Origin of the sequence: Streptomyces sp. TLI_171, assembly GCF_003610255.1 — a bacterium.
In the GTDB taxonomy this organism is placed as follows: Bacteria; Actinomycetota; Actinomycetes; order Streptomycetales; family Streptomycetaceae; genus Kitasatospora.
Map to the genome: position 1 here is coordinate 3624246 of NZ_RAPS01000001.1, position 25781 is coordinate 3650026.

Annotated in this window: 24 protein-coding genes, 2 tRNA genes, 1 other RNA gene and 1 pseudogene; 12 read left to right on the forward strand and 16 right to left on the reverse strand. The window is 73.7% G+C overall.

Annotated features, from left to right (window positions below; genetic code table 11):
- Positions 1 to 8 precede the first annotated feature (8 nt).
- The 3 genes and pseudogenes from BX266_RS16545 (at position 9) to BX266_RS16560 (ending at position 1915) form a co-directional block, all read left to right on the forward strand.
- Positions 9 to 497 carry a hypothetical protein gene (locus BX266_RS16545; protein WP_099900657.1) on the forward strand — a complete coding sequence of 163 codons (489 nt, stop codon included), beginning with the start codon at positions 9 to 11 and terminating at the stop codon, positions 495 to 497.
- 329 nt (positions 498 to 826) lie between these two features.
- Positions 827 to 1764: pseudogene (locus tag BX266_RS16555) on the forward strand (metallophosphoesterase).
- A gap of 77 nt (positions 1765 to 1841) precedes the next feature.
- Positions 1842 to 1915, forward strand: a tRNA-Pro gene (locus BX266_RS16560).
- A gap of 96 nt (positions 1916 to 2011) precedes the next feature.
- On the opposite strand, the gene BX266_RS16565 is transcribed toward BX266_RS16560, so the two are convergent.
- Positions 2012 to 3223: a serine hydrolase gene (locus BX266_RS16565; protein ID WP_259464724.1), complete on the reverse strand. Its 1212-nt coding sequence runs from the start codon at positions 3221 to 3223 to the stop codon at positions 2012 to 2014.
- 712 nt (positions 3224 to 3935) lie between these two features.
- Here BX266_RS16565 and BX266_RS16575 point away from each other — a divergent pair.
- The 4 genes from BX266_RS16575 to BX266_RS16590 are packed head-to-tail and all read left to right on the forward strand — an operon-like array spanning position 3936 to position 8357.
- Positions 3936 to 5411, forward strand: coding sequence for an APC family permease (locus BX266_RS16575; protein WP_099900664.1), 1476 nt, complete (start codon positions 3936 to 3938; stop codon positions 5409 to 5411).
- The gene (locus BX266_RS16580) at positions 5408 to 5842 is read left to right on the forward strand and encodes a hypothetical protein (protein ID WP_099900666.1); all 435 of its coding nucleotides are present in this window, start codon (positions 5408 to 5410) and stop codon (positions 5840 to 5842) included. Before BX266_RS16575 ends, BX266_RS16580 begins: the two co-directional genes overlap by 4 nt.
- A gap of 20 nt (positions 5843 to 5862) precedes the next feature.
- Positions 5863 to 7218 carry a dipeptidase gene (locus BX266_RS16585; protein ID WP_099900668.1) on the forward strand — a complete coding sequence of 452 codons (1356 nt, stop codon included), beginning with the start codon at positions 5863 to 5865 and terminating at the stop codon, positions 7216 to 7218.
- A 20-nt stretch (positions 7219 to 7238) separates the two neighbouring features.
- Positions 7239 to 8357, forward strand: a complete 1119-nt coding sequence (locus BX266_RS16590) for an aminopeptidase P family protein (protein ID WP_099900669.1) — start codon at positions 7239 to 7241, stop codon at positions 8355 to 8357.
- A 60-nt stretch (positions 8358 to 8417) separates the two neighbouring features.
- On the opposite strand, the gene BX266_RS16595 is transcribed toward BX266_RS16590, so the two are convergent.
- Positions 8418 to 9296 (reverse strand): LysR family transcriptional regulator, encoded by an 879-nt coding sequence (locus BX266_RS16595; RefSeq protein WP_099900671.1) that lies wholly within the window; start codon positions 9294 to 9296, stop codon positions 8418 to 8420.
- 113 nt (positions 9297 to 9409) lie between these two features.
- On the opposite strand from BX266_RS16595, the gene BX266_RS16600 reads away from it, so the two are divergent.
- Positions 9410 to 9778, forward strand: a complete 369-nt coding sequence (locus BX266_RS16600) for a nuclear transport factor 2 family protein (protein ID WP_099900673.1) — start codon at positions 9410 to 9412, stop codon at positions 9776 to 9778.
- A gap of 189 nt (positions 9779 to 9967) precedes the next feature.
- On the opposite strand, the gene BX266_RS16605 is transcribed toward BX266_RS16600, so the two are convergent.
- From BX266_RS16605 to BX266_RS16615, 3 genes are all read right to left on the reverse strand, one after another.
- Entirely contained in the window at positions 9968 to 10900 is a 933-nt protein-coding gene (locus BX266_RS16605; protein ID WP_099900675.1) for a GlxA family transcriptional regulator, read from the reverse strand.
- Positions 10901 to 10970: 70 nt separating this feature from the next.
- The gene (locus BX266_RS16610) at positions 10971 to 11492 is read right to left on the reverse strand and encodes a GNAT family N-acetyltransferase (protein ID WP_099900677.1); all 522 of its coding nucleotides are present in this window, start codon (positions 11490 to 11492) and stop codon (positions 10971 to 10973) included.
- Positions 11489 to 12052: a helix-turn-helix domain-containing protein gene (locus BX266_RS16615; protein WP_099900679.1), complete on the reverse strand. Its 564-nt coding sequence runs from the start codon at positions 12050 to 12052 to the stop codon at positions 11489 to 11491. Before BX266_RS16615 ends, BX266_RS16610 begins: the two co-directional genes overlap by 4 nt.
- Before the next feature lie 87 nt (positions 12053 to 12139).
- Here BX266_RS16615 and BX266_RS16620 point away from each other — a divergent pair, with 87 nt between their 5' ends.
- Entirely contained in the window at positions 12140 to 12922 is a 783-nt protein-coding gene (locus BX266_RS16620) for an SURF1 family protein (protein WP_099900681.1), read from the forward strand.
- Between the two features lie 7 nt (positions 12923 to 12929).
- Here BX266_RS16620 and BX266_RS16625 read toward each other — a convergent pair whose 3' ends face one another.
- Positions 12930 to 13481, reverse strand: a complete 552-nt coding sequence (locus BX266_RS16625; protein ID WP_143686946.1) for a hypothetical protein — start codon at positions 13479 to 13481, stop codon at positions 12930 to 12932.
- A gap of 31 nt (positions 13482 to 13512) precedes the next feature.
- Positions 13513 to 15336: a prolyl oligopeptidase family serine peptidase gene (locus tag BX266_RS16630; RefSeq protein WP_099900684.1), complete on the reverse strand. Its 1824-nt coding sequence runs from the start codon at positions 15334 to 15336 to the stop codon at positions 13513 to 13515.
- 141 nt (positions 15337 to 15477) lie between these two features.
- On the opposite strand from BX266_RS16630, the gene BX266_RS16635 reads away from it, so the two are divergent.
- Positions 15478 to 16026: a hypothetical protein gene (locus BX266_RS16635; RefSeq protein WP_099900686.1), complete on the forward strand. Its 549-nt coding sequence runs from the start codon at positions 15478 to 15480 to the stop codon at positions 16024 to 16026.
- A gap of 35 nt (positions 16027 to 16061) precedes the next feature.
- Here BX266_RS16635 and BX266_RS16640 read toward each other — a convergent pair whose 3' ends face one another.
- Positions 16062 to 16877 carry a helix-turn-helix transcriptional regulator gene (locus BX266_RS16640; RefSeq protein ID WP_099900688.1) on the reverse strand — a complete coding sequence of 272 codons (816 nt, stop codon included), beginning with the start codon at positions 16875 to 16877 and terminating at the stop codon, positions 16062 to 16064.
- A 133-nt stretch (positions 16878 to 17010) separates the two neighbouring features.
- Between BX266_RS16640 and BX266_RS16645 the strand changes: the two genes are divergently transcribed.
- The gene (locus tag BX266_RS16645; RefSeq protein WP_099900690.1) at positions 17011 to 17769 is read left to right on the forward strand and encodes an SDR family oxidoreductase; all 759 of its coding nucleotides are present in this window, start codon (positions 17011 to 17013) and stop codon (positions 17767 to 17769) included.
- A 7-nt stretch (positions 17770 to 17776) separates the two neighbouring features.
- Here the strand turns inward: BX266_RS16645 and BX266_RS16650 are convergent, their stop codons facing one another.
- The 8 genes from BX266_RS16650 to ffs all read right to left on the reverse strand — a co-directional run bounded on the left by BX266_RS16650 (position 17777) and on the right by ffs (position 25547).
- Positions 17777 to 18820, reverse strand: a complete 1044-nt coding sequence (locus BX266_RS16650) for a hypothetical protein (protein WP_099900692.1) — start codon at positions 18818 to 18820, stop codon at positions 17777 to 17779.
- A complete protein-coding gene (locus tag BX266_RS16655; protein WP_099907946.1) occupies positions 18813 to 19340 on the reverse strand; it encodes a SigE family RNA polymerase sigma factor in 528 nt (175 codons plus the stop codon). The genes BX266_RS16650 and BX266_RS16655 overlap by 8 nt, the downstream gene beginning before the upstream one ends.
- A gap of 271 nt (positions 19341 to 19611) precedes the next feature.
- Complete coding sequence (locus BX266_RS16660) at positions 19612 to 20892, reverse strand: aspartate kinase (protein WP_099900694.1); 1281 nt, start codon at positions 20890 to 20892, stop codon at positions 19612 to 19614.
- A gap of 237 nt (positions 20893 to 21129) precedes the next feature.
- Entirely contained in the window at positions 21130 to 21783 is a 654-nt protein-coding gene (locus tag BX266_RS16665) for a DUF5063 domain-containing protein (RefSeq protein WP_099907948.1), read from the reverse strand.
- A 78-nt stretch (positions 21784 to 21861) separates the two neighbouring features.
- Entirely contained in the window at positions 21862 to 22461 is a 600-nt protein-coding gene (gene recR, locus BX266_RS16670; RefSeq protein WP_030916889.1) for a recombination mediator RecR, read from the reverse strand.
- Positions 22462 to 22702: 241 nt separating this feature from the next.
- The gene (locus BX266_RS16675; protein WP_399171300.1) at positions 22703 to 23017 is read right to left on the reverse strand and encodes a YbaB/EbfC family nucleoid-associated protein; all 315 of its coding nucleotides are present in this window, start codon (positions 23015 to 23017) and stop codon (positions 22703 to 22705) included.
- A 193-nt stretch (positions 23018 to 23210) separates the two neighbouring features.
- Positions 23211 to 25394 carry a DNA polymerase III subunit gamma and tau gene (locus BX266_RS16680; protein ID WP_099900698.1) on the reverse strand — a complete coding sequence of 728 codons (2184 nt, stop codon included), beginning with the start codon at positions 25392 to 25394 and terminating at the stop codon, positions 23211 to 23213.
- A gap of 62 nt (positions 25395 to 25456) precedes the next feature.
- An RNA gene (gene ffs, locus BX266_RS16685) (signal recognition particle sRNA small type) lies at positions 25457 to 25547 on the reverse strand.
- Positions 25548 to 25679: 132 nt separating this feature from the next.
- Between ffs and BX266_RS16690 the strand changes: the two genes are divergently transcribed.
- Positions 25680 to 25764: transfer RNA gene (locus BX266_RS16690), tRNA-Ser, on the forward strand.
- The last annotated feature ends 17 nt before the right edge of the window (positions 25765 to 25781 follow it).

The following is a 25781-nucleotide window of genomic DNA, read 5'->3' on the forward strand; positions in this document are numbered from 1 at the left end:
GGAACGGTATGACCGTCATCGCGGTAACCGGGCACATGGACCTCACCGAGGAGAGCGTCACTCTGGTCCGCGACACCCTGACCGCCCTGCTCGCCGACCATGCCGACAACGGCCTGACCGGAGTCTCCTGCATCGCCAAGGGGGCCGACGCGATCTTCGCCGACGCCGTGCTGTCGGCCGGCGGACAGCTGGTCGTCGTCGTACCGTCCGCCGACTACCGGCAGACCAAGGTCAAGCCCGACTACGCCGAGGAGTTCGACCGGCTCCACCGGGCCGCGACCGAAGTCGTGGTGATGCCGCATGCCGAGGCCAACCGCGAGGCGTACGAAGCCGCCAACGAGGAACTCCTCCGCCGCGCCGACCTCCTCTTCGCGGTCTGGGACGGCCAGCCCGGCAATGGGCGCGGAGGCACCGCCGACACAGTCTCCGGAGCGCGCGCCGCCGGTCTGCCGGTCACGATCGTCTGGCCCGACGGCGCAGCCCGCAAGAGCCGCTGATCCCGGATGCAAGGGGCCCCGCACTCGGTCAGGAGTGCGGGGACAACCTGAATCACACCGTCCATGTATCCCAGCATTACTTGACTGTCGTCATGCCGCCGATTCTGGCACCTGGCCCGCCCCGACGCCGCTCCTTTACCGCCCGGATCCTCCCCGTCCCGTCCCGGTGCGTGCCCTGGTGCCCGCCCGAGGGCCTGCCTGAGCGCCGGCCTGAGGGCCTGCCTGAGGGCCTGCCCGAGGGGTGGCGGACGGGTGGCTGACGGGCCGTCACCCGTCGCAGCAGGCCGGGGTCCCGTCCCGGCGTTTCGGGCGTCTGCGACCATGGAGCGATGCGACCGCTGTACTCCGTCCCGCTCGGTGTCGCCGCCACCGGCGCCGCCTGTCTCGTCTATGCCGCCGGGTACGAGGTCCGCTCGTTCCGCCTGCGCCGCGTCGAAGTTCCGGTGCTGCCAGCCGGTGCGCGGCCGATCCGGATCCTCCAGGTGTCCGACATCCACATGGTCAACGGACAGGCCAAGAAGCAGCGCTGGCTGCAGAGCCTCGCCGGGCTCCGCCCCGACCTGGTGGTGAACACCGGCGACAACCTCTCCGACCCGCTCGGCGTGCCCGCCGCCCTGGACGCCCTCGGACCGCTGATGGACTTCCCCGGCGTCTACGTCTTCGGCTCCAACGACTACTACGGCCCCACCCCGAAGAGCCCCACCCGCTACCTCGGGGCCCTGCGCAGCGGCGTCCACGGCCTCAACAACCCCGACGGCTCCGGCCGCCGCGGCATCACCGGCGCCGTCCACAACCCCTGGCAGAAGCTCCGCGACGGCTTCGACCAGGCCGGCTGGCTCAACCTCAACAACGCGCGCGGCCGCCTGACCGTCGCCGGCCTCGACATCGAGTTCGCCGGCCTCGACGACCCGCACATCCGCCACGACGACTACTCCGCCGTCGCCGGCGGGCCCTCTCCCGACGCCGACCTCTCGCTCGCCGTCGTCCACGCCCCCTACCTGCGCTCCCTCGACGCCTTCACCGCCGACGGCTACCCCCTGATCCTGGCCGGCCACACCCACGGCGGCCAGCTCTGCATCCCCTTCTACGGCGCCCTGGTCACCAACTGCGACCTCGACACCGACCGCGTCAAGGGCCTCTCCACCCACACCGCCGCCGGCCGCCGCTCCCACCTCCACGTCTCGGCCGGCTGCGGCACCAACCGCTACACCCCCTCCGCTTCGCCTGCCCCCCCGAAGCCACCCTCCTCACCCTCACCAGCGCCTAAACCGGATTTCGTCTCTGGCCGCACCTCCTGTAGAGTTCTACTCGTTGCGCCGGTCACGGAAGGCAACACAGCAGGACCGGGGTATAGCGCAGCTTGGTAGCGCGCTTCGTTCGGGACGAAGAGGCCGTGGGTTCAAATCCCGCTACCCCGACTTCGTAAGTGCAGGTGAGGGCCCTACCGGAGAGATCCGGTAGGGCCCTTCCTCGTTCTGCGTGTCTAACTGAGTGACTGGCCCTCAGGGCGGGTGTCAGTTCTGGTCGGAGGCGTCGCCGTAGACGTTGTCGGGGCTGATGATCTGGGTGATGGCCCGGCCGAGCAGGGTGCTCGGGTTCTCGTCGTTCGAGGGGATGTCGGTGTTGAGGAGGATCACCATCGTGGTCTTCCGGGCGGGCAGGTAGACCGTCAGGCTCTGGTAGCCGGGCAGGGAGCCCGCGTGGCCGATCCAGCCGTGGTTGATGTCGATGCCCAGGCCGTAGAAGTCGCCCGGCGCGCCGGTGGGGTGCGCGTCGAGGCGCTCCGCCTGGGTCTGCGGGCTGAGCAGTCGGCCGGTGGCGACGCTCTCCGCCCAGGAGCGCATGTCGTCGAGGTCAGAGATCATCGCGCCGGCCGCCCAGCCCCAGCTGGGGTTGAAGTCCGTGGCGTCCGCCACCGTGCCGTCCGGCGTCAGGTCGGTGTAGCCGTGGGCGTGCGGCTGCGGGAACTCCGCGGCCTCCGGCAGGAAGGTGTGGTCCAGGCGGCTCGGCCGGGTGATCCGGTCCCGGATGACCTCGCTCAGGGGGCGGTGGGCGACCTTCTCGACGACCAGGCCGAGCAGCACGGTGTTGGTGTTGGAGTAGTCGAACTGCGTGCCGGGAGGGAACTGGTTGGGGTGCGAGAAGGCGATGTCGAGCAGCTCGCTCGGCACCCACTGGCGGTGCGGCTCGGTCGCCAGGAGGTGCTGGAACCCCGCGTCCTTGGTGTAGGCGAACAGGCCGCTGCGCATGTCCGCGAGCTGACGCAGCGTGATGTGGTCGCCGTCGGGCACGCCGTCGACGTACGCGGAGATCGGGTCGTCCAGGCCGACCTCGCCGCGGTCGACGAGTTGCAGCAGCGCGGTGACGGTGAAGGTCTTGGTCTCACTGCCGATGCGCATGTTCAGGTCGGTCCGCATCGGCTCGCAGTCGCTGGTGTCCGCGACGCCGAACGCCCGCACGTAGCGTGGCTTTCCGGGCTCCCAGATGCCCACGATCACTCCGGGGACGCCGGCGTCGGCGGCCGTCTGCCGGATCACCCGGTCAAGCTCCGCCCTGGTCGCGTCCCGCGCCGGTGGCGGTGCGGCCGGCGTCCTGGGGGCCGGTGCGGCCGGTGCGGCCGGTGCGGCCGCGGCGGGTGCGGCGATCGGGGGCAGGGCGGCCGCCACGCAGGCGGAGACGACCATCGCGATGCGAAGCAGGGCGGTTCGGCCCGTCCGGATGTCCATGCGTCCCAGGTAAATCCCTCCGGGTGCCCGGCCGCAGCGCCACGCCGCCCCCCGGGGAGCATTCATCCGAACGCCTCCGGGCCCAAACCGTCCGGGCTCGCACCGCAGGAACGCTCACCGGCCCTGGCGGTTCTCCGGAGTCATGGGGAGCGGGGCGGGCTTCCGGCGGAGCCAGCCTCGGTGGGCGATGATCCGGCGGAGCCGGGGACGGGCACGCGGGGGCACGGTACGTGCTGACCGGTGCGGACGCACTCACCCAGGCCGAGCAGGTGCGGCTGCTCGGCGAGGCAGCGAGGCAGCGGGGCGGCGGGGCGGCCGGCCCGCTGGTCGGAGCCGGCACGGGAGGACGCCCGGCGGGAGCTGCTCGCGAGCGGTTGGCCGCCGGGGATCGTGGACGGCGCGCTCGACCACCTCGCGGCCCGGGTCGCCGCCCCGGAGTCGCCCGTCGACACGGTGCACCGGGTCACCGGCGTCCCGCCCCGCACGGTGCGCGCCTGGGCCGCCGATCACGCCGACCACTTCCGCGCCCCGGCGGTCCGAGGGCGGCGGCGCCGCCTCACGCGTCGGCTGATGGCTCGTCAGACGGGTGGGATTGGGCTGTTCCGGTGAGGGGTGGGGCGGAGGTGACGGGGTTTCGGATGCGGGGTGGGGGTGGGGGCCGGAGGGTGGAGGGGCGGGCTCCGGTGGGCGGGGCCGGCGGAGGAGGCGGTGGATGAGCGCGGCTGACGTACCGGGTGCCGAGGGTAGGGCGGCGGTTGCGACGACGAAGGTGAAGACGGTGGCCGCGCCCAGGTTGACCTGGGTGACGCTGGCGTTGATGACGACCAGTTCGGTGGCCAGCCTGCGGGCTTCGCCGACGATGGCGGTGTACGGCCTGGCGTGCGTGTTCCTGTACGTGGTGCCGGCGATCGTGTTCCTGCTGCCGACGGCGCTGGTGTCCGCGGAACTGGCGTCGGGCTGGGAGGGCGGCGTCTACAACTGGGTGGCCCAGGGGCTGACGAAGCCGCTGGGCTTCCTGGCGGTGTGGTGCCAGTTCGCGATGACGATCTTCTACTACCCGAGCCTGCTGGCGTACGTGGCGAGCACGATCGCGTACGTGGTGGATCCGAGTCTGGCCAGCAACGGCCTGTACACCGCGATCGTGATCATGGTGCTGTACTGGACGGGCGTGTGGGTGTCCTCGCGCGGGACGGGCGCGGTGGCGGGCCTGGCGTCCTGGGGGCTGGTGATCGGGACGCTGATCCCGGGTGCGCTGCTGGTGGTGCTGGGCTTCGTGTTCCTGGGGCAGGGCAACCCGTCGGCGGCGCCGATGAACGCCGACCACCTGCTGCCGGCCTGGACCGGCCTGGCGAGCCTGGTGCTGATCGTCAACAACTTCCTGAGCTACTCGGGCATGGAGATGAACGCCGTGCACGTGTCCTCGCTGAAGAACCCGGGCAAGGAGTTCCCGCGCTCGATGTTCCTGGCGATGGGCATGGTGCTGCTGATCTTCATCCTGCCGGCGCTGGCGATCAGCTGGGTGGTGCCGGCCGATCAGCTGTCGCTGACGGCGGGCGTGATGCAGGCCTTCGACGCGTTCTTCCAGTACTTCCACATCGGCTGGCTGACGCCGCTGATCGCGGTGGGCCTGGTCGCGGCCTCGCTGGGCGGCATGCTGACCTGGCTGGCCGGCCCGTCGAAGGGCCTGCTGATGATCTCCCGTCAGGAGGGCTACCTGCCGCCGTCGCTGCAGAAGCTCAACAAGCACGGCATCCAGCAGAACATCCTGGTCGCGCAGGGCGTGGTGACCACGGCCATCGCGCTGATGTACGCGTTCATCCCGAACGTCTCCAGCGTGTACTGGATCTTCTCGGTGATCACCACGCAGGTGTACCTGATCGTCTACCTGCTGATGTTCGTGGCCGCGATCCGGCTGCGGCGGACCCAGCCGGACCATCCGCGCGGCTACCGGGCCCCGGGCCTGGTGGTGCTGTGCGTGGTGGGCCTGCTGGCGTCGGCGGCGGCGATGGTGATCGGCTTCGTGCCGTCCTCGCAGTTCGGCGGCGGCAGCGTCTGGGCGTACGTCGGGATCGTCGGCGGCGGCCTGCTGCTGCTCGGCCTGATCGTCCCGTTCGCGTTCCTGAAGGCCAGCAAGCCGGAGTGGCGCGATCCCGCGGCGGCCGCGGCCATCGAGGAGGAGAACGCATGACCACTCGAATGGCTTCGCAGCACCGGTGGATCTACATCGGTGCGATCGTGGTGCTGGTCGGCATGGTGGTGGTCGGCCTGCTGACGTTCAGTCAGCAGCACGCCACCAACGAGGCGTACCGCAAGGCCGACGAGCTGATCTCGAAGCTGCAGTCGAACGGCTACCCGACGCCGGACCGCAGCCAGATCGCCCGGACGCTGGGCACCGACGGCGGCGCGGTGTGCGCGGACCCGGGCAGCGCGCTGAACCGGGCGCTGCAGCGGGTGCAGCTGTCGAACGGGGCGGGCGGGCCCGGGCAGCGGCCGGTCATCGCCAACGCCCGGACGGTGGAGGCGGGCGCGATCGTGCTGAGCGTCTACTGTCCTGACCGGCTGGACGACTACCAGGACACGATCGAGGACTACAAGACCGACGACACGGTCAAGAACTGACGGACCGTCGAGGAGCGCCGATGACCACCGACACCGACCTGGCCGCGCGGATCGCGGCCCTGATGCCCCGGGCCCAGGCCGACCTGGCCGAACTGATCGCCATCCCCTCGGTGGCCGACCCCCGGCAGCAGCCCCCGGAGAAGTGCCGCGAGGCCGCCGAGTGGGTGGCCGCTGCGTTCACCGACGCGGGCCTGCGGGACGTCCGGCTGGCCGAGACCCCGGACGGCAGCCACGCCGTGCTCGGGCACCGGCCGCCGCCGCCGGGTGCGCCGACCGTGCTGCTGTACTGCCACTACGACGTGCAGCCGCCGCTGGACGACGCCGCCTGGACCACTCCGCCGTTCCGGCTCACCGAGCGGGACGGCCGCTGGTACGGGCGCGGCACCGCGGACTGCAAGGGCAACATCGTCATGCACCTCACCGCGCTGCGGGCGCTCGGCGACGACCTCCCGGTGGGGATCAAGCTGGTCGCCGAGGGCTCCGAGGAGCAGGGCCTCGGCGGCCTGGAGGCGTACGTCCCGCAGCACGCCGAGGACCTGCACGCGGACGCGCTGCTGATCTGCGACACCGGCAACGCCGCGGTCGGGGTGCCGACCGCGACCACCTCGCTGCGCGGCCTGGCGAACGTGGTGGTGAGCGTCTCCACGCTGAAGTCCGACATGCACTCCGGGATGTTCGGCGGCCCGGCGCCGGACGCGCTGGCGGCGCTGATCCGGATCCTCGACTCGCTCCGCGACGCGGACGGCGGCACCCGGATCAAGGGGCTCCCGGCGGACGGCAGTTGGGACGGTGTCGGGTACGACGAACAGCAGTTCCGGGACGACGCGGGCGTGCTGGACGGGGTGTCCCTGACCGGCTCCGGGACGGTCGCGGACCGGCTGTGGGCGCGGCCGGCGGTCACCGTGCTGGGCATCGACTGCGCGCCGGTGGTCGGTTCGGCGGCGGCGATCCCCGGCACCGCCCGGGCCCGGGTCAGCCTGCGGGTGCCGCCCGGCATGGATCCGGCCGCCGCGCAGGAGGCGCTGACGGCCCATCTGGCCGAGGCCGCGCCGTGGGGCGCCAAGGTGACGGTGGAGCCGGAGTCGAAGGGTTCGCCGTTCAAGGCCGCGACCAGCGGCAGGGCGTACGCGGCGCTCGACCGGGCCGCGCGGGAGGTGTACGGGAAGCCGCTCTCCTTCCTGGGCCAGGGCGGCTCGATCCCGCTGTGCAACGTGCTGGCCGCGCAGTACCCGGAGTCGGAGATCATCCTGATGGGCGTGGAGGAGCCGCGCTGCCTGATCCACGCGCCCAACGAGAGCGTCGACCCCAGCGAGATCCAGCACATGGCCCAGGTCGAGGCGCTGTTCCTGCGCCACTACGCGACCGCCGGCCGCTGACCCCCAGGGAGGGAAACCGCATGCCCGAGCCGTTCACCACCGCCGACTTCCAGGCCCGGATGGCCCGCGCCGCGACCGCCGCCGCGGACGCGGGCCTCGCCGGACTGGTCGTCACCCCCGGCCCCGACCTGGCCTACCTGACGGGCTACCGGCCGACCGCGACGACCGAGCGGCTGACCGCCCTGGTGATCGCGGCCGGCCTCGAACCGGTGCTGCTGGTGCCGAAGCTGGAACGCCCGGACGCCGAGAAGGCGCCCGGCGCGGAGGCCGTCCGGATGGCCGACTGGACCGACGGCAGCGACCCGTACGCGGCGCTCGCGCCGAACCTGGACCCGGCCGGGCGGTACGGGATCTCCGACAACGCCTGGGCGATGCACCTGCTCGGCCTGCAGCAGGCGCTGCCCGGCAGCTCGTACGCCGCGCTGACGGCGGTGCTGCCGATGCTGCGGGCGGTGAAGGACCACGACGAGCTGGAGCGGCTGGCCGCGGCCGGAGCGGCGGCCGACCTGGCGTACGGCGGGATCCTCGCGGTGCGGTTCGAGGGGCGGCGGGAGGACGAGGTGGCGGCGGACCTGGCCGCGCTGCTGATCGAGCACGGGCACAGCCAGGTCGACTTCACCGTGGTCGGCTCCGGCCCGAACGGGGCGAACCCGCACCACGAGGCCGGGGACCGGGTGATCCGGCACGGCGACACCGTGGTGCTGGACTTCGGCGGTCTGAAGGACGGCTACGGCTCGGACACCACCCGCACGGTGTACGTCGGCACCGAGCCGCCGGCCGAGGTGCTGGCCGTCCACGACCTGGTGCGGCGCGCCCAGCAGGCCGCGTTCGACGCCGTCGCACCCGGGCTGACCTGCCAGGACATCGACCGGGTGGCCCGCAAGGTGATCACCGACGGCGGGTACGGCGAGTACTTCATCCACCGGGTCGGCCACGGCATCGGGCTGACCACCCACGAGCCGCCGTACATGGTCGAGGGCGAGACGCAGGTGCTGGTGCCCGGGATGTGCTTCTCCATCGAACCGGGCGTCTACCTGCCCGGCCGGTTCGGCGTCCGGATCGAGGACATCGTGACCGTGACGGAGGACGGCGGGCTGCGGTTCAACGGGACGCCGCACGAGTTGGCGTTCGTGAACTGACACCGGGTCGGGCGGAGCCGCCGGGGTGCGTCCCGGCGGCTCCGTCATGCCTGGGCTCCGTCATGCCTGGGCGTGGAAGGCGCGGCGGAGCTCGGAGAGCAGCGCGCGCAGGGCCGGCGGCGGGCCGGGCCGGTTGACCAGGGCCAGCAGGGCGGGGGTGGTCAGGTCGGTGACGGCGACCGGGGTGAGCGCCGGGAACGCCTGCGCCATCGACCGGCTGAGCACGGCCACGCCGAGGCCGCGGACCGCCAGGTCGGCGATGGCGGAGGCCGCTGAGGCCTGCAGGGCGATCCGCGGGGTGAGCCCGCGGGCGGCGCAGCCGCCGTCCAGGACGGCGCGCAGGCCGGTGCCGGGCGGCATGCAGATCAGCGGGTGGGCGAGCAGTTCGGCCAGCGTGGTGCCGGCGGTGTCCAGCGGGTGGCCCGGCGGGACGGCGGCGACCAGGGGTTCGCCGATCAGGGTGTGGGCGTCCAGGCCGTCGGGGGTGGTGGCGGCGCAGCCGATCAGCGCGAGGTCGAGGGCGCCCGTCCGGACGGCCTCGGTGAGCTGCTCGGAGTCGTCCTCCAGCAGGGCGAGTTCGACGCCGGGGTGGGCGCGGTGGAAGGCGGCCAGGCCGTCGAACAGCGGGGTGAGGGTGCAGCCGGCGACCATGCCGAGGCGGAGGCTGCCGCGGATCAGGTCGGTGACCTCGCCGACCGCCTGCCCGACGGCGCGGGCCGCCGCCAGGGTCTGCCGGGCGTGCTCCAGCGCGGCCTTGCCCGCCACGGTGAGCGTGACGGTGCGGGCCGAGCGGTCGAACAGCTCGGCGCCGAGTTCGCGCTCCAGCTGCCGGACCTGGGCGCTCACCCCGGACTGGCTGATGTGCACCCGCTCGGCGGCCCGGGTGAAGTTGCGCTCCTCGGCGACGGCGACGAAGTACTCCAGCTGCCTCAGCTCCATGAGTCCTGATTCTAGCTTCGAGCAGAACCAGCTGTTGGACTTCTGATCGGCCGGGCGGGAGGCTGGAAGCACCGAGAACGACGAACCGAGAACGACGGACCGTGGAGGTCGGGATGAGCGAGTACGAGAAGGCGATGCGGCCCGAGGACCTGACCCGGCTGTTCGTGGAGCGCTCCAACGCCGGCGACGCCGCGGGGGTGGCCGAGCTGTACGAGGAGAACGCCGTGATGGCCTACCCGCCGGGGCGGTTGACGGTCGGCCGGGCCGCGATCCGGGAGCTGTGGGAGCAGGTGCTGGCGCACCGCCCGCAGTTCACCCCGGAGCCGCCGCTGCCCACCCTGGCCGCCGACGGCGTCGCGCTGACCGCCACCCCGCCGAAGGACGGCGCGGGCGCCCGCGCCCAGGTGGTGCGGCAGCAGCCGGACGGCAGCTGGCTGCGGCTGCTCGACCAGCCGGAGTTCCAGCGCCCGGACGCCGCCTGACGGCCGATCAGTCCCGGGCGGCCGCGTTCGGGTGCGCCGGTCGATGCTGGGGTCGACCGGCGCCGGCCGGCCCACCGGCCGGGGTGGCGTTCGGCGAGCAGCACGGCGTCCGCCCTGCCCTTGCTGTGGGCCTCGCCTGGCCGGGCGCGGATGCTGGACGAGCCGGCGGCGGCGAGGAGTGACCGGCCGTCAGCGGGTGCGGCGGCGGTAGTCGGCCGGGGTGGTGGCCAGGGTGCGGGCGAAGGCCCGGCGCATCGCCTCGGCGGAGCCGTAGCCGCAGGCCCGGGCGATCTGCTCGACGCCGTCGCGGGTGTCCTCCAGGCGGCGGCGGGCCGCCTCCAGGCGGGCGCTGGCCACGTAGCGGCCCGGGGTGACGCCGACGTCCGCGGCGAACACCCGGGCGAACTGACGGGGCGACAGCGCCGCCCGGCGGGCCAGCGACTCCACCGACAGGTCGTCCTCCGGGTGCTCGGTGATCCAGCGCTGCACCTCGCGCACCGGGTCCCGCTCGGCGAGCTGCGCCGACAGCTGGGCCGAGAACTGCGCCTGCCCGCCCGGCCGGCGCAGGAACACCACCAGGCTGCGGGCGATCGCCAGCGCGACCTCCCGGCCGTGGTCCTCCTCCACCAGGGCCAGCGCCAGGTCGATCCCCGAGGTGATGCCCGCCGAGGACCAGAACGGCCCGTCCCGGACCCAGATCGGCTCCGGATCCACCGTCAGCTCCGGGTGGCGGGCGGCGAGCGTCGCACTGTGGCGCCAGTGCGTGGTCACCCGGCGGCCCGCCAGCAGGCCCGCCTCGGCCAGCAGGAAGGTGCCCGTGCACACCGACACGATCCGCTCCGCGCCCCCCGCCAGCTCCGCGATCCGGGCCGGCAGCCCCGACCCGTACTGCCGCGCTCCGCTGCCGCCCGGCACCACCAGGGTGTGGGCCGGCCCGACCTGCGCCAGGTCCGCGTCCGGCAGCAGGGTCAGGCCGCTGGTGGTGCGCACCGGCAGCCCGCCGGGCGAGGCGGTGGTCAGCGCGTAGGCCGCACCGGCGCCGTCGAACACCTCGACCGGGCCGGTGACGTCCAGGCTCTGCACGCCGTCGAAGAGCACCATCAGCACGCTGCGGGTCTGCATGGTCCAAGGCTGGCGGGCGGACGCGGTGTCAGCAAGGACACGCACCCCACCTTTTCTGCCATCGGCTCCGTCAGAGCTGCTTGTAGTAGTACGTGGTGTGGGCGAGCACGCCGTCCGGGGTGGCGGCGTGGCCGGGGACGGTGCCGAACGCCGTCCAGCCGCCGGTGCGGTACAGGTGCTCGGCGGGGCTGCCGGTCTGGGTGTCGAGCAGCAGCAGGGTCGCGCCCGCGTCCCGGGCCGCCTGCTCGGCGACCGCCAGCAGCCGGCGGCCCAACCCGGCGCCGCGGGCGTCCCGGTGCACCAGCAGCTTCACCAGCTCGGCTCGGTGCGCGCCGTTCGGCTTGCCCTCGCGGACCAGCGCGACCGTCCCCAGGGTGCGGCCGGCCTCGTCGTCCGCCGTCCAGAGCAGGCGGCTGCCGTCCGCGACCGACGGGCGCAGGGCCTCCCACCAGGCGGCGGCCTCGGCGTGGGTGGTGGCGGCCAGGAAGCCGACCGAGGCGCCACCGGCGACGGCGTCCAGCAGCAGGGCGGCGAGGGCGTCCCGGCGGGCGTCCAGCGCCTCGGCGGTGAGCAGGCGGATCTCGGCGGTCACGGCAGCACCACGGCGATTAGGTAGCGGGCCGGGTCGGGCCCCGGGCAGTGGAACCCGGAGGTTCCGTGCAGGCGGAAGCGGAGGCTGTCCCCCGTGGCCAGGTGGTGCGCGCTGCCGTCCAGCGTCAACCGCAGCGTGCCGCCGAGCACCCACAGGTGCTGCTCCAGCCCCGGGACGGGCGGCGCCTGGTAGGCGATCTCCGCACCCGGCGGGAGGGTGCCCTCGACCAGTTCGGCCCGCAGGCCGGGATGCGGCGGAGAGACCGAGCGCCGGACGAACCCCGTCGCCGGGTCCTGCCAGAGCGGCTGCTCCGCGGCCCGCAGCAGGCCGGGCGGCTCCGCCTCCACCTCCGCCAGCAGGCGCGACATGGTCCGCCCGTAGGCCGCGCACAGCCGCCCCAGCTGGGCGGCCGTCGGGCTGAGCTCGCCGCGCTCCAGGCGGGACAGGGTCGAGCGGCTGACCCCGCTGCGGCCGGCGAGGTCGTCCAGGGACCAGCCGTGCTCGGCGCGCAGCGCGGCGAGCCGGGCCGCGAGGCGGTGGTCGGTGTCCTCGGTTCTCATATCCGGGAGGATATCTCACAACGGAGACGGGGTGCGCGGGGGCGACCCGCGCGGGATCGCGCTGTCAGGACTGGTTACCGTGGTGGGGTGTACCGGTTCCTGCTCAGCCCGCGGTGGCTTGTCGGCTCGGTCGTCGCGGTGGCGGCGATCGTGGTGTGCCTGATGCTGGGCTCCTGGCAGCTGGGCCGGTTCGAGTCCCGGGTCTCGACGCACCAGGAGAACGGGAAGTCCGCCGCCGCTGCCGCCGGGGCGGAGGCCCGGCCCCTGGCCGCGGTGCTGCCGGACGCGGCGGCGAAGGTCGGGACGGACACGGTCGGGCGGACGGTACGGGTCACCGGCGCGTACGACGCCTCGCACCAGTTGCTGGTGCCGAGCCGGACGGTGGACGGACGGCAGGGGTACTACGTGCTGACGCCGCTGCTCACCGACGGCGGCCGGGCGGTGGCCGTGGTCCGCGGCTGGGCGGCGGGGCAGCCCGCGGCGGCGCCGGACGCGCCCGCCGGACAGGTCAGCGTCACGGGCCGGCTGCAGGCCCCGGAGAACAGCGGCAGCGGCGGTGCGGTGGCGGGCGGCCTGCCCGCGGGGCAGCTGGGCACGATCAGCCCGGCGACGCTGGTGAACGTGCTGCCGTACCCGGTGTACGACGGGTGGCTGGCGGCGGACGACGTCCCGGCAGGGCTGACGGCGGTGCCGACGGTGCAGCCGCAGGGCGGCGACGGCCTGAGTCTGCGGGCGTTCCAGAACCTCGGCTACACGCTGGAGTGGTTCGTCTTCGCGGGCTTCGTGGTGTTCATGTGGTTCCGGCTGGTGCGCCGCGAGGCGGAGGCCGCCCAGGACCGGGCCCTCGGGCTGGACCCGGTCCTGGACTGACGCCCCGTCAGCGGTTCGAGACGCTCGGCGACGGGCCGGCCGAGGGCTTCCCGCTCGGCGGGGCGGAGGCCGTGCCGACCGCGCTCGGGCTGCCGCACGGCACCGGCGGCGCCGCGGCGGCCGGGGTGCCGGCCGTCGGCGACGGCGTGCCGGTGAGCAGGAGTGCGCCCGGGGTCGGGCAGCCGTCGCCGAAGCTGCCGAAGCCGGGCACGGGCGACGGGTTGCCGCAGTCGTCGACGTAGTCGTCGCTGCGGGTCGAGCCGCTGGTGCGGTGGTGGTAGTGGTGCACCACGGTGGTGCCGCCGCTGCCGCTGTAGTGCGAGGTGCTGGAGCCGTGCGAGGTGCTGCCGGAGCTCTTGGAGCTCTTCGACCCGCTGCTGGAGCCCTTCGAACTGCGGCTGCCGCTCTTGCCCTTGGCGAGCACGGTCAGCCCGGTGTCGTCGTTCGGCGCGCCGGCGGCCTGGACGCAGTCGTGGCTGTCGTCGTTCGAGGAGCAGCCCGCGGCGGTCAGCAGTACGGCGCAGACCGCGGCGGCGGCCAGCACGGCGCGTCCACCCATCAGTTGTCCCCCCTGTCGGCCGGTCTGCCGGTCACCGGACGGTGCCGGGTGCCAGGTGGCGCCGGACGAAGTCGATCTCCAAGCGGAGCTGTTTGATCCGCTCGTCGACGACCAGCGAACCGTGCCCGGCATCGTAGCGGTAGACCTCGTGGACCTTGCCGAGTTCCTCCAGCCGCCGGACGTAGTTGTCGATCTGCCGGATCGGGCAGCGCGGGTCGTTGACGCCGGCCGAGATGTAGACCGGGGCCTTGACCTGCTCGACGTACGACAGCGGCGAGGAGGCGTGCCAGCGGTCCGGGACCTCCTCGGGGGTGCCGCCGAACAGCGTGCGGTCGAGGGACTTCAGCGCCTCCATCTCGTCGGCGTACGCGGTGAGGTAGTCGGCGACGGGGACGGCGGCCAGGCCGAGCGTCCACCGGTCGGGCTGGGTGCCGAGGCCGAGCAGGGTGAGGTAGCCGCCCCAGGAGCCGCCGGAGAGGACCAGGCGGTCCGGGTCGGCGAGGCCGGAGGAGACCGCCCAGTCGCGGACGGCGCCGATGTCCTCCAGTTCGATCAACCCGACGCGTTCGGTGAGGGCGTCGGTCCAGGCCTGCCCGTAGCCGGTGGAGCCGCGGTAGTTGACCCGGACGACCGCGAAGCCGTGGTCGAGCCAGGCCGCGGGGCCGGCCGCGAAGGAGTCGCTGTCGTGGTGGGTGGGGCCGCCGTGCACCTCGAAGACGGTGGGGTGCGGGCCGTCGCCGGCGGGCCGCTGGACCAGGGCGTGCACCCGGCCGCCGGGGCCGTCCACCCAGACGTCCTCGACCGGGATCGAGCCGGGGGGGACCGGGCCGGGGGCGCGCAGCACCACCGCGCCGGAGGTGGAGCGCACCGCGGAGGGCTCGGCGGCGGAGGACCAGAGGAACTCCACGGTGCCGTCGGGGCGGGCGGTGGCGCCGGAGACAGTGCCGCGCGGGGTGTCCAGGCGGGTCAGTTCGCCGCTGCCGAGGTCGTAGGAGAACAGCTCGGAGCGGGCCTCGTACTCGTGCTCGATCAGCAGGGTGCGGGCGTCCGGCCGCCACTGCGCGGACAGGTCGCCGGGGAACGCGCGGCCCTGCTCGTCTCGCAGGCCGAGTTCGGTCTCGGTCCCGGTGGCGACGTCCCAGAGCATCGGCTCCCAGCGGCCGCGGCGCTGGTGGGCGACCAACAGCCGGGTGTCGCCGGCGGCGGGCGCGAAGCCCAGGCAGGCCACGCCGCGGGGTTCGGCGCGGCCGGTGACCTCGTCGAGTTCGGCGAGGGTGGAGCCGTCCGCGAGGTCCAGCACCCGGATCGCGGAGTGCATGGCGTCGCCGTGCTCGGTGTGGTCGACGGCCAGCAGGGAGCTGTCGTACGAGAGGTCGCCGACGCCGCCGTACTCGGCGTGCCGGTAGACCACCTCGGGCTCGGCGGCGCCGGGGCGGCGCAGGTACAGGGTGGTGCCCTCGTCGTCGGTGGAGGTGCCGACCACCACGGTGCCGTCGCGGCCGAGCGCCAGGCCCGCCGAGTAGGCGGCGGGAACGCCGGGGACGGCCTCCTGGTCGGGGCCGCCGGCGAAGGGCTGGCGGCGCCAGACGCCGAACTCGTCGCCGTCGGTGTCGTCGAACCACCAGATGAACTCGCCGTCGGGGCTGAGTTCGGCGTCCGTGGTGCCGTTGGGGCGGTCGGTGACCCGGCGGTGCTCGTCGGTGGCGCGGTCCCACGCGTACACCTCGTAGGTGCCGGTCGTGTTGGACACGTACAGCGCCCGGTCGGGTGCCTCGTCCGCCCAGTCGGGCAGCGAGACCCGCGCCGCCCGGAACCGCTGCTCCCACGCCGGAACGGCGTTCGTCTGCTCGTTCATGGACTCATCCAACCCGATGCCGGGGGTGATCGGAACGGCGCCGTCGAATGGTGCGGGCACGGAGCAGATGCGGTGCGGCTCCTGACGGACTATCAACGGTAGCGGTACAAATACGGACATAACCACCGGAGGAGTCCCACCGTGCCCATCCCCGCGCCCCCCTTCGACCGCCTCGACCTCCACGATCTCGCCCAGGAACTCGGCCTGGTCGAGGAGATCGAGCAGTACCTGGCGGGCCTGCCCGCGCCCGGGCCGACCCCGCCGCCCGCCGCCGCCGGCAACCCGTACGGCTCGGTGCGCCGGGCCTGGAACCACGGCCACCCGCTGCCCCGCCGCTCGCTGCTGGACCGGCTCGCCCACCGACCGGCCCGGCCGGCGGCGGTCAGCGTCGCCGGGCACCTGGGGCTGACCTCGCGCTACCTGGCCGAGGCGGGCTGGATCCAGGGCGCGATGTGGGACGGGGCCGGCCGGGTCTGCCTGCTCGGCGCGCAGACCGCCGTCCTCGCGCACGGCTACGGCACCGTGCACACGGTGCGCCGGGCCCGCGCCCAGGTGATGGAGGTGCTGCACGCCACCGGGCGGCCGGTCCCGTCCCCGGACGTGTGGAACGACCACCCGGGGCGGCGGCAGTCCGACGTGCACGCGCTGCTGGAGAGCGCCCGGGCGCGCGCCCTCTCGCTGGGCATCTGAACGGGCCCCGGGCCTTGACGGGGCGTGACGGAGCGTCAGACCCGGGCGGGGACGGCCAGCCGGGCCAGCCGCTCGGCGGTGGCCGAGCCGGGCTCGGCGGTGTAGACGACCAGGTGCAGCCCGGGCTCGCCGGGCGGGGCGAGGGTCTCGTAGCCGAGGTCGAGGTCGCCGACCAGCGGGTGCCGCAGCAGCTTGCGCCCGTGGCTCTTCTCCTGCACCCCGTGCCGGGCCCACAGTTCGGCGAACAGCGGGCTGCCGGCCGTCAGTTCGGCGACCAGTGCGGCCAGCTCCGGGTCGTCGGGGTGGCGGGCGGCGTCCAGCCGCAGGAACGCGGCGGTCTCCGCCGCCACCCGCTCGTACTCCGGGTACAGGCTGCGCCCGGCCTCGGTCAGGAAGGCGTGCCGGGCGGTGTTGCGTCCGGCCGGCGGCAGCGCGGAGAACCCGACGACGGCGTCGCCCAGCGCGTTCCAGGCCAGCACGTCCATGCACCGGCCGAGCACGAAGGCCGGCGAGTCCAGGGCGTCCAGCACCAGTCGCAGGCCGGGCCGGACCTGCGTCGGGGTGCGGCGGGGCGCCCCGCGCGGCGGGCGGGCCAGGTCGTGCAGGTGGCGGCGCTCGGTGGCGTCCAGCCGCAGCACCCGGGCCACCGCGTCCAGCACCTCCGCGGAGACGCCGTCGCCCCGGCCCTGTTCGAGCCGCACGTAGTAGTCGACGCTGACCCCGGCCAGCTGCGCGACCTCCTCGCGCCGCAGCCCCGGCACCCGGCGGCGCCGCCCGTGCTCGGGCAGTCCGACGTCGGAGGGCTGCACCCGGCCCCGGCGCAGCCGCAGGAACTCCCCCAGTTCGCTCATGACTCGACGATACGGGGGCCGTGACGGTGGGTCCCGCGGACCCAGGAAAAGTTCAGCCCTGGGTGCGACCGCGGCCACGCACCAGACTCGTCGGATGTCACGAGAGTGAAGAACGGACAGGAGAGCACCACCCATGGGGTACGACACCCTCAACGGCCGCACCGCCGTCGTCACCGGAGCCGCCAGCGGCATGGGCGAGGCGATCGCCCGCCACCTGGTCGCCGACGGCGCCCGGGTCGCCCTGCTGGCCCGCCGCGCCGACCGGCTGGCCGGCCTCGCCGCCGAACTCGGCCCGAACGCCGTGCCGGTGGCCGCCGACGTCACCGACCAGGCCTCGGTGGACGCCGCCCGGCAGCGCGTCCGGGACACCCTCGGCCGGGTCGACCTGCTGGTCAACGCGGCCGGCGTGATGCTGCCCAACCCGGTCGACCACGGCCGGATCGACGAGTGGGCGCGCATGATCGACACCAACGTGACCGGCGTGCTGCGGGTGATCCGCGCCTTCGGTCCCGACCTGGTGGCCGCCGCCGCGGCCGGCGCCACCGCCGACCTGGTCACCGTCTCCTCAATCGGCGCGCACGTGGTGTTCCCCAACTACGCGGTGTACGGCGCCACCAAGGCCGCCCTCACCCAGCTGGCCGCCGCGCTGCGCACCGAGTACGGCCCGCGCGACGTCCGGGTCACCAACATCGAGCCCGGCCTGACCGACACCGAGCTCGGCTCCCACATCGACAACCCGGACCTCGGCCCGAACGGCCAGCTCGGCCAGCTGTTCGACGCCATCGGCCCGCTGGCCGCCGCCGACATCGCCGACCTGGTCGCCTACGCCACCAGCCGCCCGCGGCACGTGAACCTCCGCCAGCTGGTGGTGCTGCCCACCCGGCAGGCCTGATCGGGCGTCAGGGGGCGGCGGAGGCGGTGGGCGCCACCCCGGCCGGCAGCGGGGCGGGCTCCGGGCCGGTGAAGTAGACGGTGCCGCCGCAGCCCGCGGGCAGGGCCGTGGTGGCGGCCGGGCCGGCCGGCGGGTCGGGGCTGTAGCCGAGCGTGAAGTCGGCCGCGGCGGTGCCGCTGGGGCTGGGGCTGGCGGACGGGCTGGGGTCGGCGGCCACCGCGGCGGCCGGGGTCGGGCCCGGTGCGGCGTCGGCCGCCGCGGGCTGCTCGGCGGCGCTGGGAGCCGGGGTGGGCTCGCCGCTCGCGCCGGTCGGCTGGTCGGAGGCGGCGCCGCAGCGGGTGGGCACCCAGGCGAAGCGCACCACGTACGAGCCGCCGGGGCCGAGCAGCAGTTCGCGCGGCAGCGTCGCCGGGTCGGTCAGCGAGCCCGCCGGGTCGCCGACGGTGTGCGCGAGCACCTGGACGCCGGTGGCGCCGGCGCCCGGGGCGAGCTGGCCAGGACCGGCGACCCGGCAGGCGTGGTCACCGGTGTTGGTGAGCTGGAACCAGCCGTACAGCCTGCCCCCCACCGGCTCGGCGGCGGCCAGCTGGGCCTCCGCCCGGCCCAGGTCGGTGCGGGCGCAGGCGGGCGCGACGGCGGGGGACGCGCCCGGGCTGCCGCTGGCGCTGGGCCGCCCGGTCGGTTCGGAGCCGGTCCCGCCGACGCCGCCGAGCGTGCCGCCGGAGCCGCTGTGCGGGCGCCCGGTGCGGCCGTCGGCCGAGGACGGGGGGCTGCTGTGGTCGCCGGGTGCGGCCGGGCCGCCGGTGGCGTCCCCGGACAGGTGGAACGGCTGGGTGGCGTGCACCACGGGCAGTACGGCGACGGCGGCGGCCAGCACCGCGGCCCCGCTCAGCGCCCGCCGCCGGGCGGCCCGGCGGCGCGGCACGGCGGTGCGCAGCCTGGGCAGTGCGCCGGGTTCGGGTTCGACCGCGGCGACCGCGCGGTGCAGCCGGGCGCGCAGCTGGTCCTCGGTCAGTTCGGGTCGGCGGAACGGGGGGTGGGGATCACTCATCGCCGGTCTCCAGCCGCACCCGCAGGGCGGCGAGGCCGCGCGACCCGTAGGCCTTGACGGAGCCGATGGAAATGCCGAGCACCTCCGCGACCTGAGCCTCCGTCAGGTCGGCGTAGTAGCGCAGCACCAGCACCTCCCGCTGACGGCGTTGCAAACCCCGTAGCGCGGCCTTCAGTTCGTCGCGCTCCAGCGCATCGTAGGCCCCTTCTTCTGCACTGGCCATGTCAGGCATCGGCTTGGGCAGCAGTCGCAGGCCGAGCAGCCGGCGGCGCAACGCGGATCGGGACAGGTTGACCACGGTCTGCCGCAGGTAGGCGAGCGTCTTCTCGGGGTCGCGGACCCGGCGCCGGGCGGCGTGCACCCGGATGAAGGCCTCCTGCACGACGTCCTCGCAGGAGGACAGGTCGTCCAGCAGCAGAGCGGCGAGCCGCAACAGGGAACGGTAGTGGGCCCGGTAGGTGTCGGTGAGCTGGTCGACGCTGGCCCCGGTCGCGTCCGCTGCCGCCGCAGCAAAGCCCATCCGACTACCGGCCCGCCGGGCCGCCCCGGGCAGGGTGACCGCCACCGCCGCCCCCGTCACGTTGATCACGCTGGTTGGACACCCGATCCCCTGTCCTGGTTGCCCCGACGCCGGGACGTTCTTCCGCGGAGAGGAAAATCCCCCTCCGGAGCGCACTCGCTCCGAAGGGGGATTCTGGCAGACCCGGCGGACGGACTGGGTCCGCTTCACCCGTCCCGCACAGAACCGTTGCGGTGTGCGAAAGGCAGGCGGAGTGCGAAAAGCGGCGGGGTCAGCGGCCGGTGCCGCCGTAGACGATCGCCTCGTCGCCGGAGCTGTCCAGGCCGAACGCGGTGTGCACGGCGCGGACCGCCTCTGGCACGTCCTCGGCGCGGGTGACCACCGAGATCCGGATCTCCGAGGTGGAGATCAGCTCGATGTTGACGCCCGCCTCGGACAGCGCCTCGAAGAAGGTCGCGGTGACGCCCGGGTTGGACCGCATGCCGGCGCCGACCAGCGAGATCTTGCCGATCGCGTCGTCGAAGCGCAGCGACTCGTAGCCGATGCCCTCCTTGACCCGGTTCAGCGCGTCGATGGCCTTCTGGCCCTCGGTGCTGGGCAGGGTGAAGGAGATGTCGGTGAGACCGGTGGCCGCCGCCGAGACGTTCTGCACCACCATGTCGATGTTGACCTCGGCGTCGGCGATGGCGCGGAAGATCCGGGCCGCCTCGCCGGGCTTGTCGGGCACGCCGACGACGGTGACCTTGGCCTCCGACGTGTCGTGGGCGACTCCGGAGATGATGGCCTGCTCCATCTCGCCCCCTTCGGGCTTGTTCGGGTTGGTGCCGCTGACGATCGTCCCCGGCAGACCGGAGAACGACGAGCGTACGTGAATGGGGATGTTGTAGCGCCGTGCGTACTCCACACAGCGGTCCAGAAGCACCTTCGAGCCGGACGAGGCGAGCTCCAGCATGTCCTCGAAGGCGATCCAGTCGATCTTGCGGGCCTTCTTGACCACCCGCGGGTCGGCGGTGAACACGCCGTCCACGTCGGTGTAGATCTCGCAGACCTCGGCGCCCAGCGCGGCCGCCAGCGCCACCGCGGTGGTGTCGGAGCCGCCGCGGCCCAGCGTGGTGATGTCCTTGGAGACCTGCGAGACACCCTGGAAGCCGGCCACGATCGCGATGTTGCCCTCGTCCAGGGCGTTGCGGATGCGGCCCGGCGTCACATCGATGATGCGCGCCTTGTTGTGGGTCGAGTCGGTGATGACGCCGGCCTGGCTGCCGGTGAACGACTGGGCGTCGAAGCCCAGCGTCCGGATCGCCATGGCCAGCAGCGCCATCGAGATGCGCTCTCCGGCGGTCAGCAGCATGTCGAACTCGCGGCCGGACGGAATAGGGGTCACCTGTTCCGCGAGCTCGATGAGTTCGTCCGTGGTGTCACCCATCGCGGAGACCACGACGACGACCTCGTGGCCGGCCTTCCTGGTGTCCACGATGCGGCGGGCGACGCGCTTGATGCCTTCGGCATCAGCGACGGATGAGCCGCCGTACTTCTGCACGACAAGGCCCACGGGGGCTCCTCGACTTGGGGTGGTAGGTCGCGGCCAGTCTAACGAGCAGGGGTGCCCCGACCGACGCTTTCCACATGGTGAGATACGAATATCGAACCATGGTCACCGCCGACCGGCAGGTCTGCGGGCCCCGGCCGTCCGCCCCGAAGAATCGCCGCCGCGCCCCGGCCGCGCTCCCGGAATCTTCACCTCCGGGCGGCCGGTGACTGATGCGTCACACCCGGGCGCCGGACGCGCCTAGAGCCCCAGCTCCGCCGCCATCAGGTCGCCCGCCTGCTGCTCCAGCTGCTCGTCCGTCAGCCCGTCGTCGTCGGTGTCCGCGCCGTCCGGCACCGCGCCCAGCGGCGAGTCCAGCCGCACGTGCGCGATCAGCGACTGCAGCGCCCGCAGCACCGCCGAACAGGTCGAACCCCAGTTGGACAGGTACGAGAACTGCCACCACCACAGCGCCTCGGAGACCCGGCCCTCGCGGTAGTGCGTCAGCCCGTGGCGCAGCTCGCTGACCACGCCCGCCAGGTCGTCCGAGATCCGGAACGCGCTCGGCTTCTCCGGCGGACCGTACGGGTCGAACACCTCGTGGTAGACGTCGATCGGCGCCAGCAGCTCGGCCAGCCGCTCGCGCAGCTCCACCCCGTCCGGCTCCGGGCCGGCGTCCGGCTCGAAGCGGTCCTCCGGCAGCACGTCCTCGATCGCGCCCAGCCGGCCGCCCGCCAGCAGCAGCTGCGACACCTCCAGCAGCAGCAGCGAGATCGCACTGCCCGGCTCGTCGCCCTTGGCCACCTCGGTGACCGCGAGCACGAAGCTCTCCACCGAGTCCGCGATCTGCACCGCGAAGTCGTCGGGGGCGTCGCTCCGGCTCAGCGGCCGGGACGGGTCGCCTTCGTGGGACAGGCCGGACGGGTGTCCCTGTCCCGGGTGCCCCGCGGGGGCAGGTGGGTCCGGTCGGTCGGGTCAGCGGTGTCGGTTCGGTCAGACATCGAGCAGTCGTCTCCCTTCGAACGCCCGGCCGAGGGTGACCTCGTCGGCGTACTCCAAGTCCCCGCCGACGGGCAGTCCGCTCGCCAGCCGGGTGACCTTGAGGCCCATCGGCTTGCACAGCCGGGCCAGGTAGGTCGCGGTCGCCTCCCCCTCCAGATTGGGGTCGGTGGCCAGGATCAGCTCGGTGACCGTGCCGTCCGCGAGCCGCGTCATCAGCTCGCGGATCCGCAGATCGTCCGGACCGACCCCCTCGATCGGGCTGATCGCCCCGCCCAGCACGTGGTACCGACCGCGGAACTCACGCGTCCGCTCGATCGCCACCACGTCCTTGGGTTCCTCCACCACGCAGATCACCGCGAGGTCGCGGCGCGGATCCAGACACACCCGGCACTGCTCGGCCTCCGCGACGTTGCCGCAGACCGCGCAGAACCGGACCTTCTCCTTCACCTGCTGCAGCGCGTGCGCCAACCGCCGGACGTCCACCGGGTCGGCCTGGAGGATGTGGAAGGCGATTCGCTGGGCGCTCTTCGGACCGACCCCGGGCAGCCTGCCCAGCTCGTCGATCAGGTCCTGCACCACGCCCTCGTACACCGCCACGCCTTCCTTCGACCGGGGTTCGCACTCCGGTGCCATCATCCAACGAATCGAGCGCCGGACACACCGCCCGACGCCCGACTAGCTCATAAATCACACAACCCGTTACCAGGGAGCTTTCAGTTCGCGCTCGAAAGCTTCCACTCCGTGCCCGGGAGCTTTCACTCCGTACCCGGCCTTGGCCGCTCCTGAGCCCGCGGGCCTCGCGCCAGAACGGGAAGCGCCAGAACGGGAGGCGTCAGAACGGGAGGCCGGGGATGCCGCCGCCGCCCAGGCCCTGGGTCAGCGGGCCCATCCGCTCGGCCTGCAGCTTCTGCGCGGCCGCGTTCGCGTCCCGCACCGCGGCCAGCACGAGGTCCGCCAGGGTCTCGGTGTCCTCCGGGTCGACCGCGGCCGGGGCGATGGTCAGCGCCACCAGCTCACCCGCGCCCGTCACCGTCGCCTCCACCAGGCCGCCGCCCGCAGAACCCTTCACCTGCGTCTCGGCCAGCTCCTTCTGAGCCCGGCCGAGCTCCTCCTGCATCTTCTGCGCCTGCTTCAGCAGCTGCTGCATGTTCGGCTGGCCACCAGGGAACACGGAACTCTCCTCGATCCGTCGGCACTCACACACCGGCGCGAACTGCGGAAGCACCCGCGCCGGCACCTCGTCCCCGAGCCTACGCGGCCGCCCGTCGGCACCACATCAATTCCCGTCTCCGCCCCGGTCCCGGTCCTGGGGAGGGTGGGGCGGTCGGGCCGGTTCGCGCTCAGCCCTGGCGGTGGTGGATCTCCTCCAGCACCGTCGCCCCCAGCTCACGGATGATCAACTCCTGGGCGGAGAAAGCGTCCTCGGTCAGGTCCGGGTCGTCCTCCTCCGGGACGTCGTCCTCCGGCGCCACCGCCGGCGGGTTCTGCACCGGGGGCGCGGAGACCCGCGCGGGGGGCGCGGGAGGCTGCTGGACGGCGGGCGGGGGTACGGCGGCCGGCGCGGACGCCGCCGCCTGCTGCTGATGGGATGCCGGGGCCTGGGCGGACGGCGGGACCGGCGTGCTCGGGGCCGGTGCGGGGGCCTGGGGTGCGGCCGGGCGGGCCGGGGCGCCCCAGCTGCCGGCCGCCGGGGCCGCGGCGGGTGCGGACGGCTGCGCGAACGTCTGGGTAGCCGTCTGGGCGGACGGTGAGCTGGTGGCGCCCGACGGGTCGACGATGCACTCCACCCGCCAGTCCACGCCCAGCGCGTCCGTCAGCGCCTGCCGCAGCACCTCGTCGCTGTGGCTGCCGACGAAGCTGTCCCGGGCGCCCGCGTTCACGAACGACACCTGCAGCGTGCTGCCGTCGAACCCGGCCACCTGGCCGTTCTGGCTCAGCAGGATCCAGGTGAACCGGCGACGGTTCTTCACCGCCTCCAGGATCTGCGGCCACATCTGCCGGATCTGCGCCGCGCCCTGCGCCGCAGCCGCGGACGGCTGCTGGGCCTGCGGCGGCTGCACCGGGGCGGGAGCCTGGGCGGGGGCCGCGGCCGGTTCCGGCTGGGACTGCGGCTGGGACTGCGGCTGCGGGGCCTGCTGTTGGGGCTGCTGCTCGCCGGGGGCGAAGCTGCGCGGGATCGGCCAGGCACCCGGTGCGGGGCCGGACGGTGCCGGTGCCACTGTCGGCGCGGGGGAAGGGACGGCTGCAGGTACGGGTACGGATACGGGTGCTGGGGGCTGGGCGAGCGGGGCTGCCTCCACCGGGGCGGGCGGGGGCTGGAACGCCATCGGTGCGGCGGGGGCCACCGGGGCGGCGAACCCGCCCGCCGACGCCCGGCGCTCCAGCTTGTCCAGCCGGGCCTGCATCGACAGCTCGTCGCCGTACGCGCCGGGCAGCATCACCCGGGCGCAGATCAACTCCAGCTGGAGGCGGGGGGCGGCGTTGCCGCGCATCTCCGTCAGACCGGTGTTCACCAGGTCCGCCGCACGGCTCAGTTCGGCCCGGCCGAAGCGGTCGGCCTGCGCCTGCATCACCGCGATCCGGTCCGCCGGGGCGTCGATCAGGCCCTTCTCCCCCGCGTCCGGCACGGTGGCCAGGATCACCAGGTCGCGAAGCCGCTCCAGCAGGTCCGTGACGAACCGGCGCGGGTCGTGCCCGCCCTCGACCACCCGGTCGACCACCTGGAACACCGTCGCACCGTCCTGCGCCGCGAAGGCGTCCACCACCTCGTCCAGCAGCGCGGAGTCGGTGTACCCCAGCAGCGACGTGGCCATCCGGTACGTCACGCCGGCCTCGCCGGCGCCCGCCAGTAGCTGGTCCATCACCGACATCGAGTCACGCACCGAGCCGGCGCCGGCCCGCACCACCAGCGGGAACACCGAGTCCTCGACCTGGATGCCCTCGCGCCCGCACACCTGCGCCAGGTAGTCGCGCAGCGTGCCGGGCGGCACCAGCCGGAACGGGTAGTGGTGGGTCCGGGAGCGGATCGTCCCGATCACCTTCTCCGGCTCGGTGGTCGCGAAGATGAACTTCAGGTGCTCCGGCGGCTCCTCCACCACCTTCAGCAGCGCGTTGAAGCCGGCCGAGGTCACCATGTGCGCCTCGTCCAGGATGAAGATCTTGTAGCGGCTGTGCACCGGCGCGAAGAACGCCCGCTCGCGCAGCTCACGCGCATCGTCCACACCACCGTGCGACGCCGCGTCGATCTCGATCACGTCGATCGAACCCGGCCCGCCGGTCGCCAGGTCCCGGCACGACTGGCACTCGCCGCACGGCTCGGGCGTCGGGCCCTGCTCGCAGTTCAGGCAGCGGGCCAGGATGCGGGCGCTCGTCGTCTTTCCGCACCCGCGCGGCCCGCTGAACAGGTACGCGTGGTTGACCCGGTTGTTGCGCAGGGCCTGCTGGAGCGGGACGGTCACGTGCTCCTGCCCGATGACCTCCGCGAAGGTCTCGGGGCGATAGCGGCGGTACAGGGCTAGGGACACGCCACCGAAGATATCCGGCCCGGCCGACAAACGAGACACCCCGCCGTCTCGGCCCCGAACGCAAGGACCCCTCGCGCACCCGCCAGAGCCCTCCTACCCTTGCTGCCTTCCGGCCCTGGGGGAGTTCAGAGAGATAGCGCCACGCGAGGGGCTGCCCCAAGAGTAGCGGATCCGAGCCCGCACTCCCCCCACCCACCCCCAACTCCGATCCGCAGGCCACCCCCGCCACCCACCTGCGAGACAGCGGTTCGCAACCACCCCTCAACATGTACTAAGCTCTCCCACGGAGGATTCGCCTAGAGGCCTAGGGCGCACGCTTGGAAAGCGTGTTGGGGGCAACCCCTCACGAGTTCGAATCTCGTATCCTCCGCCGTGGCTGACCAGCCA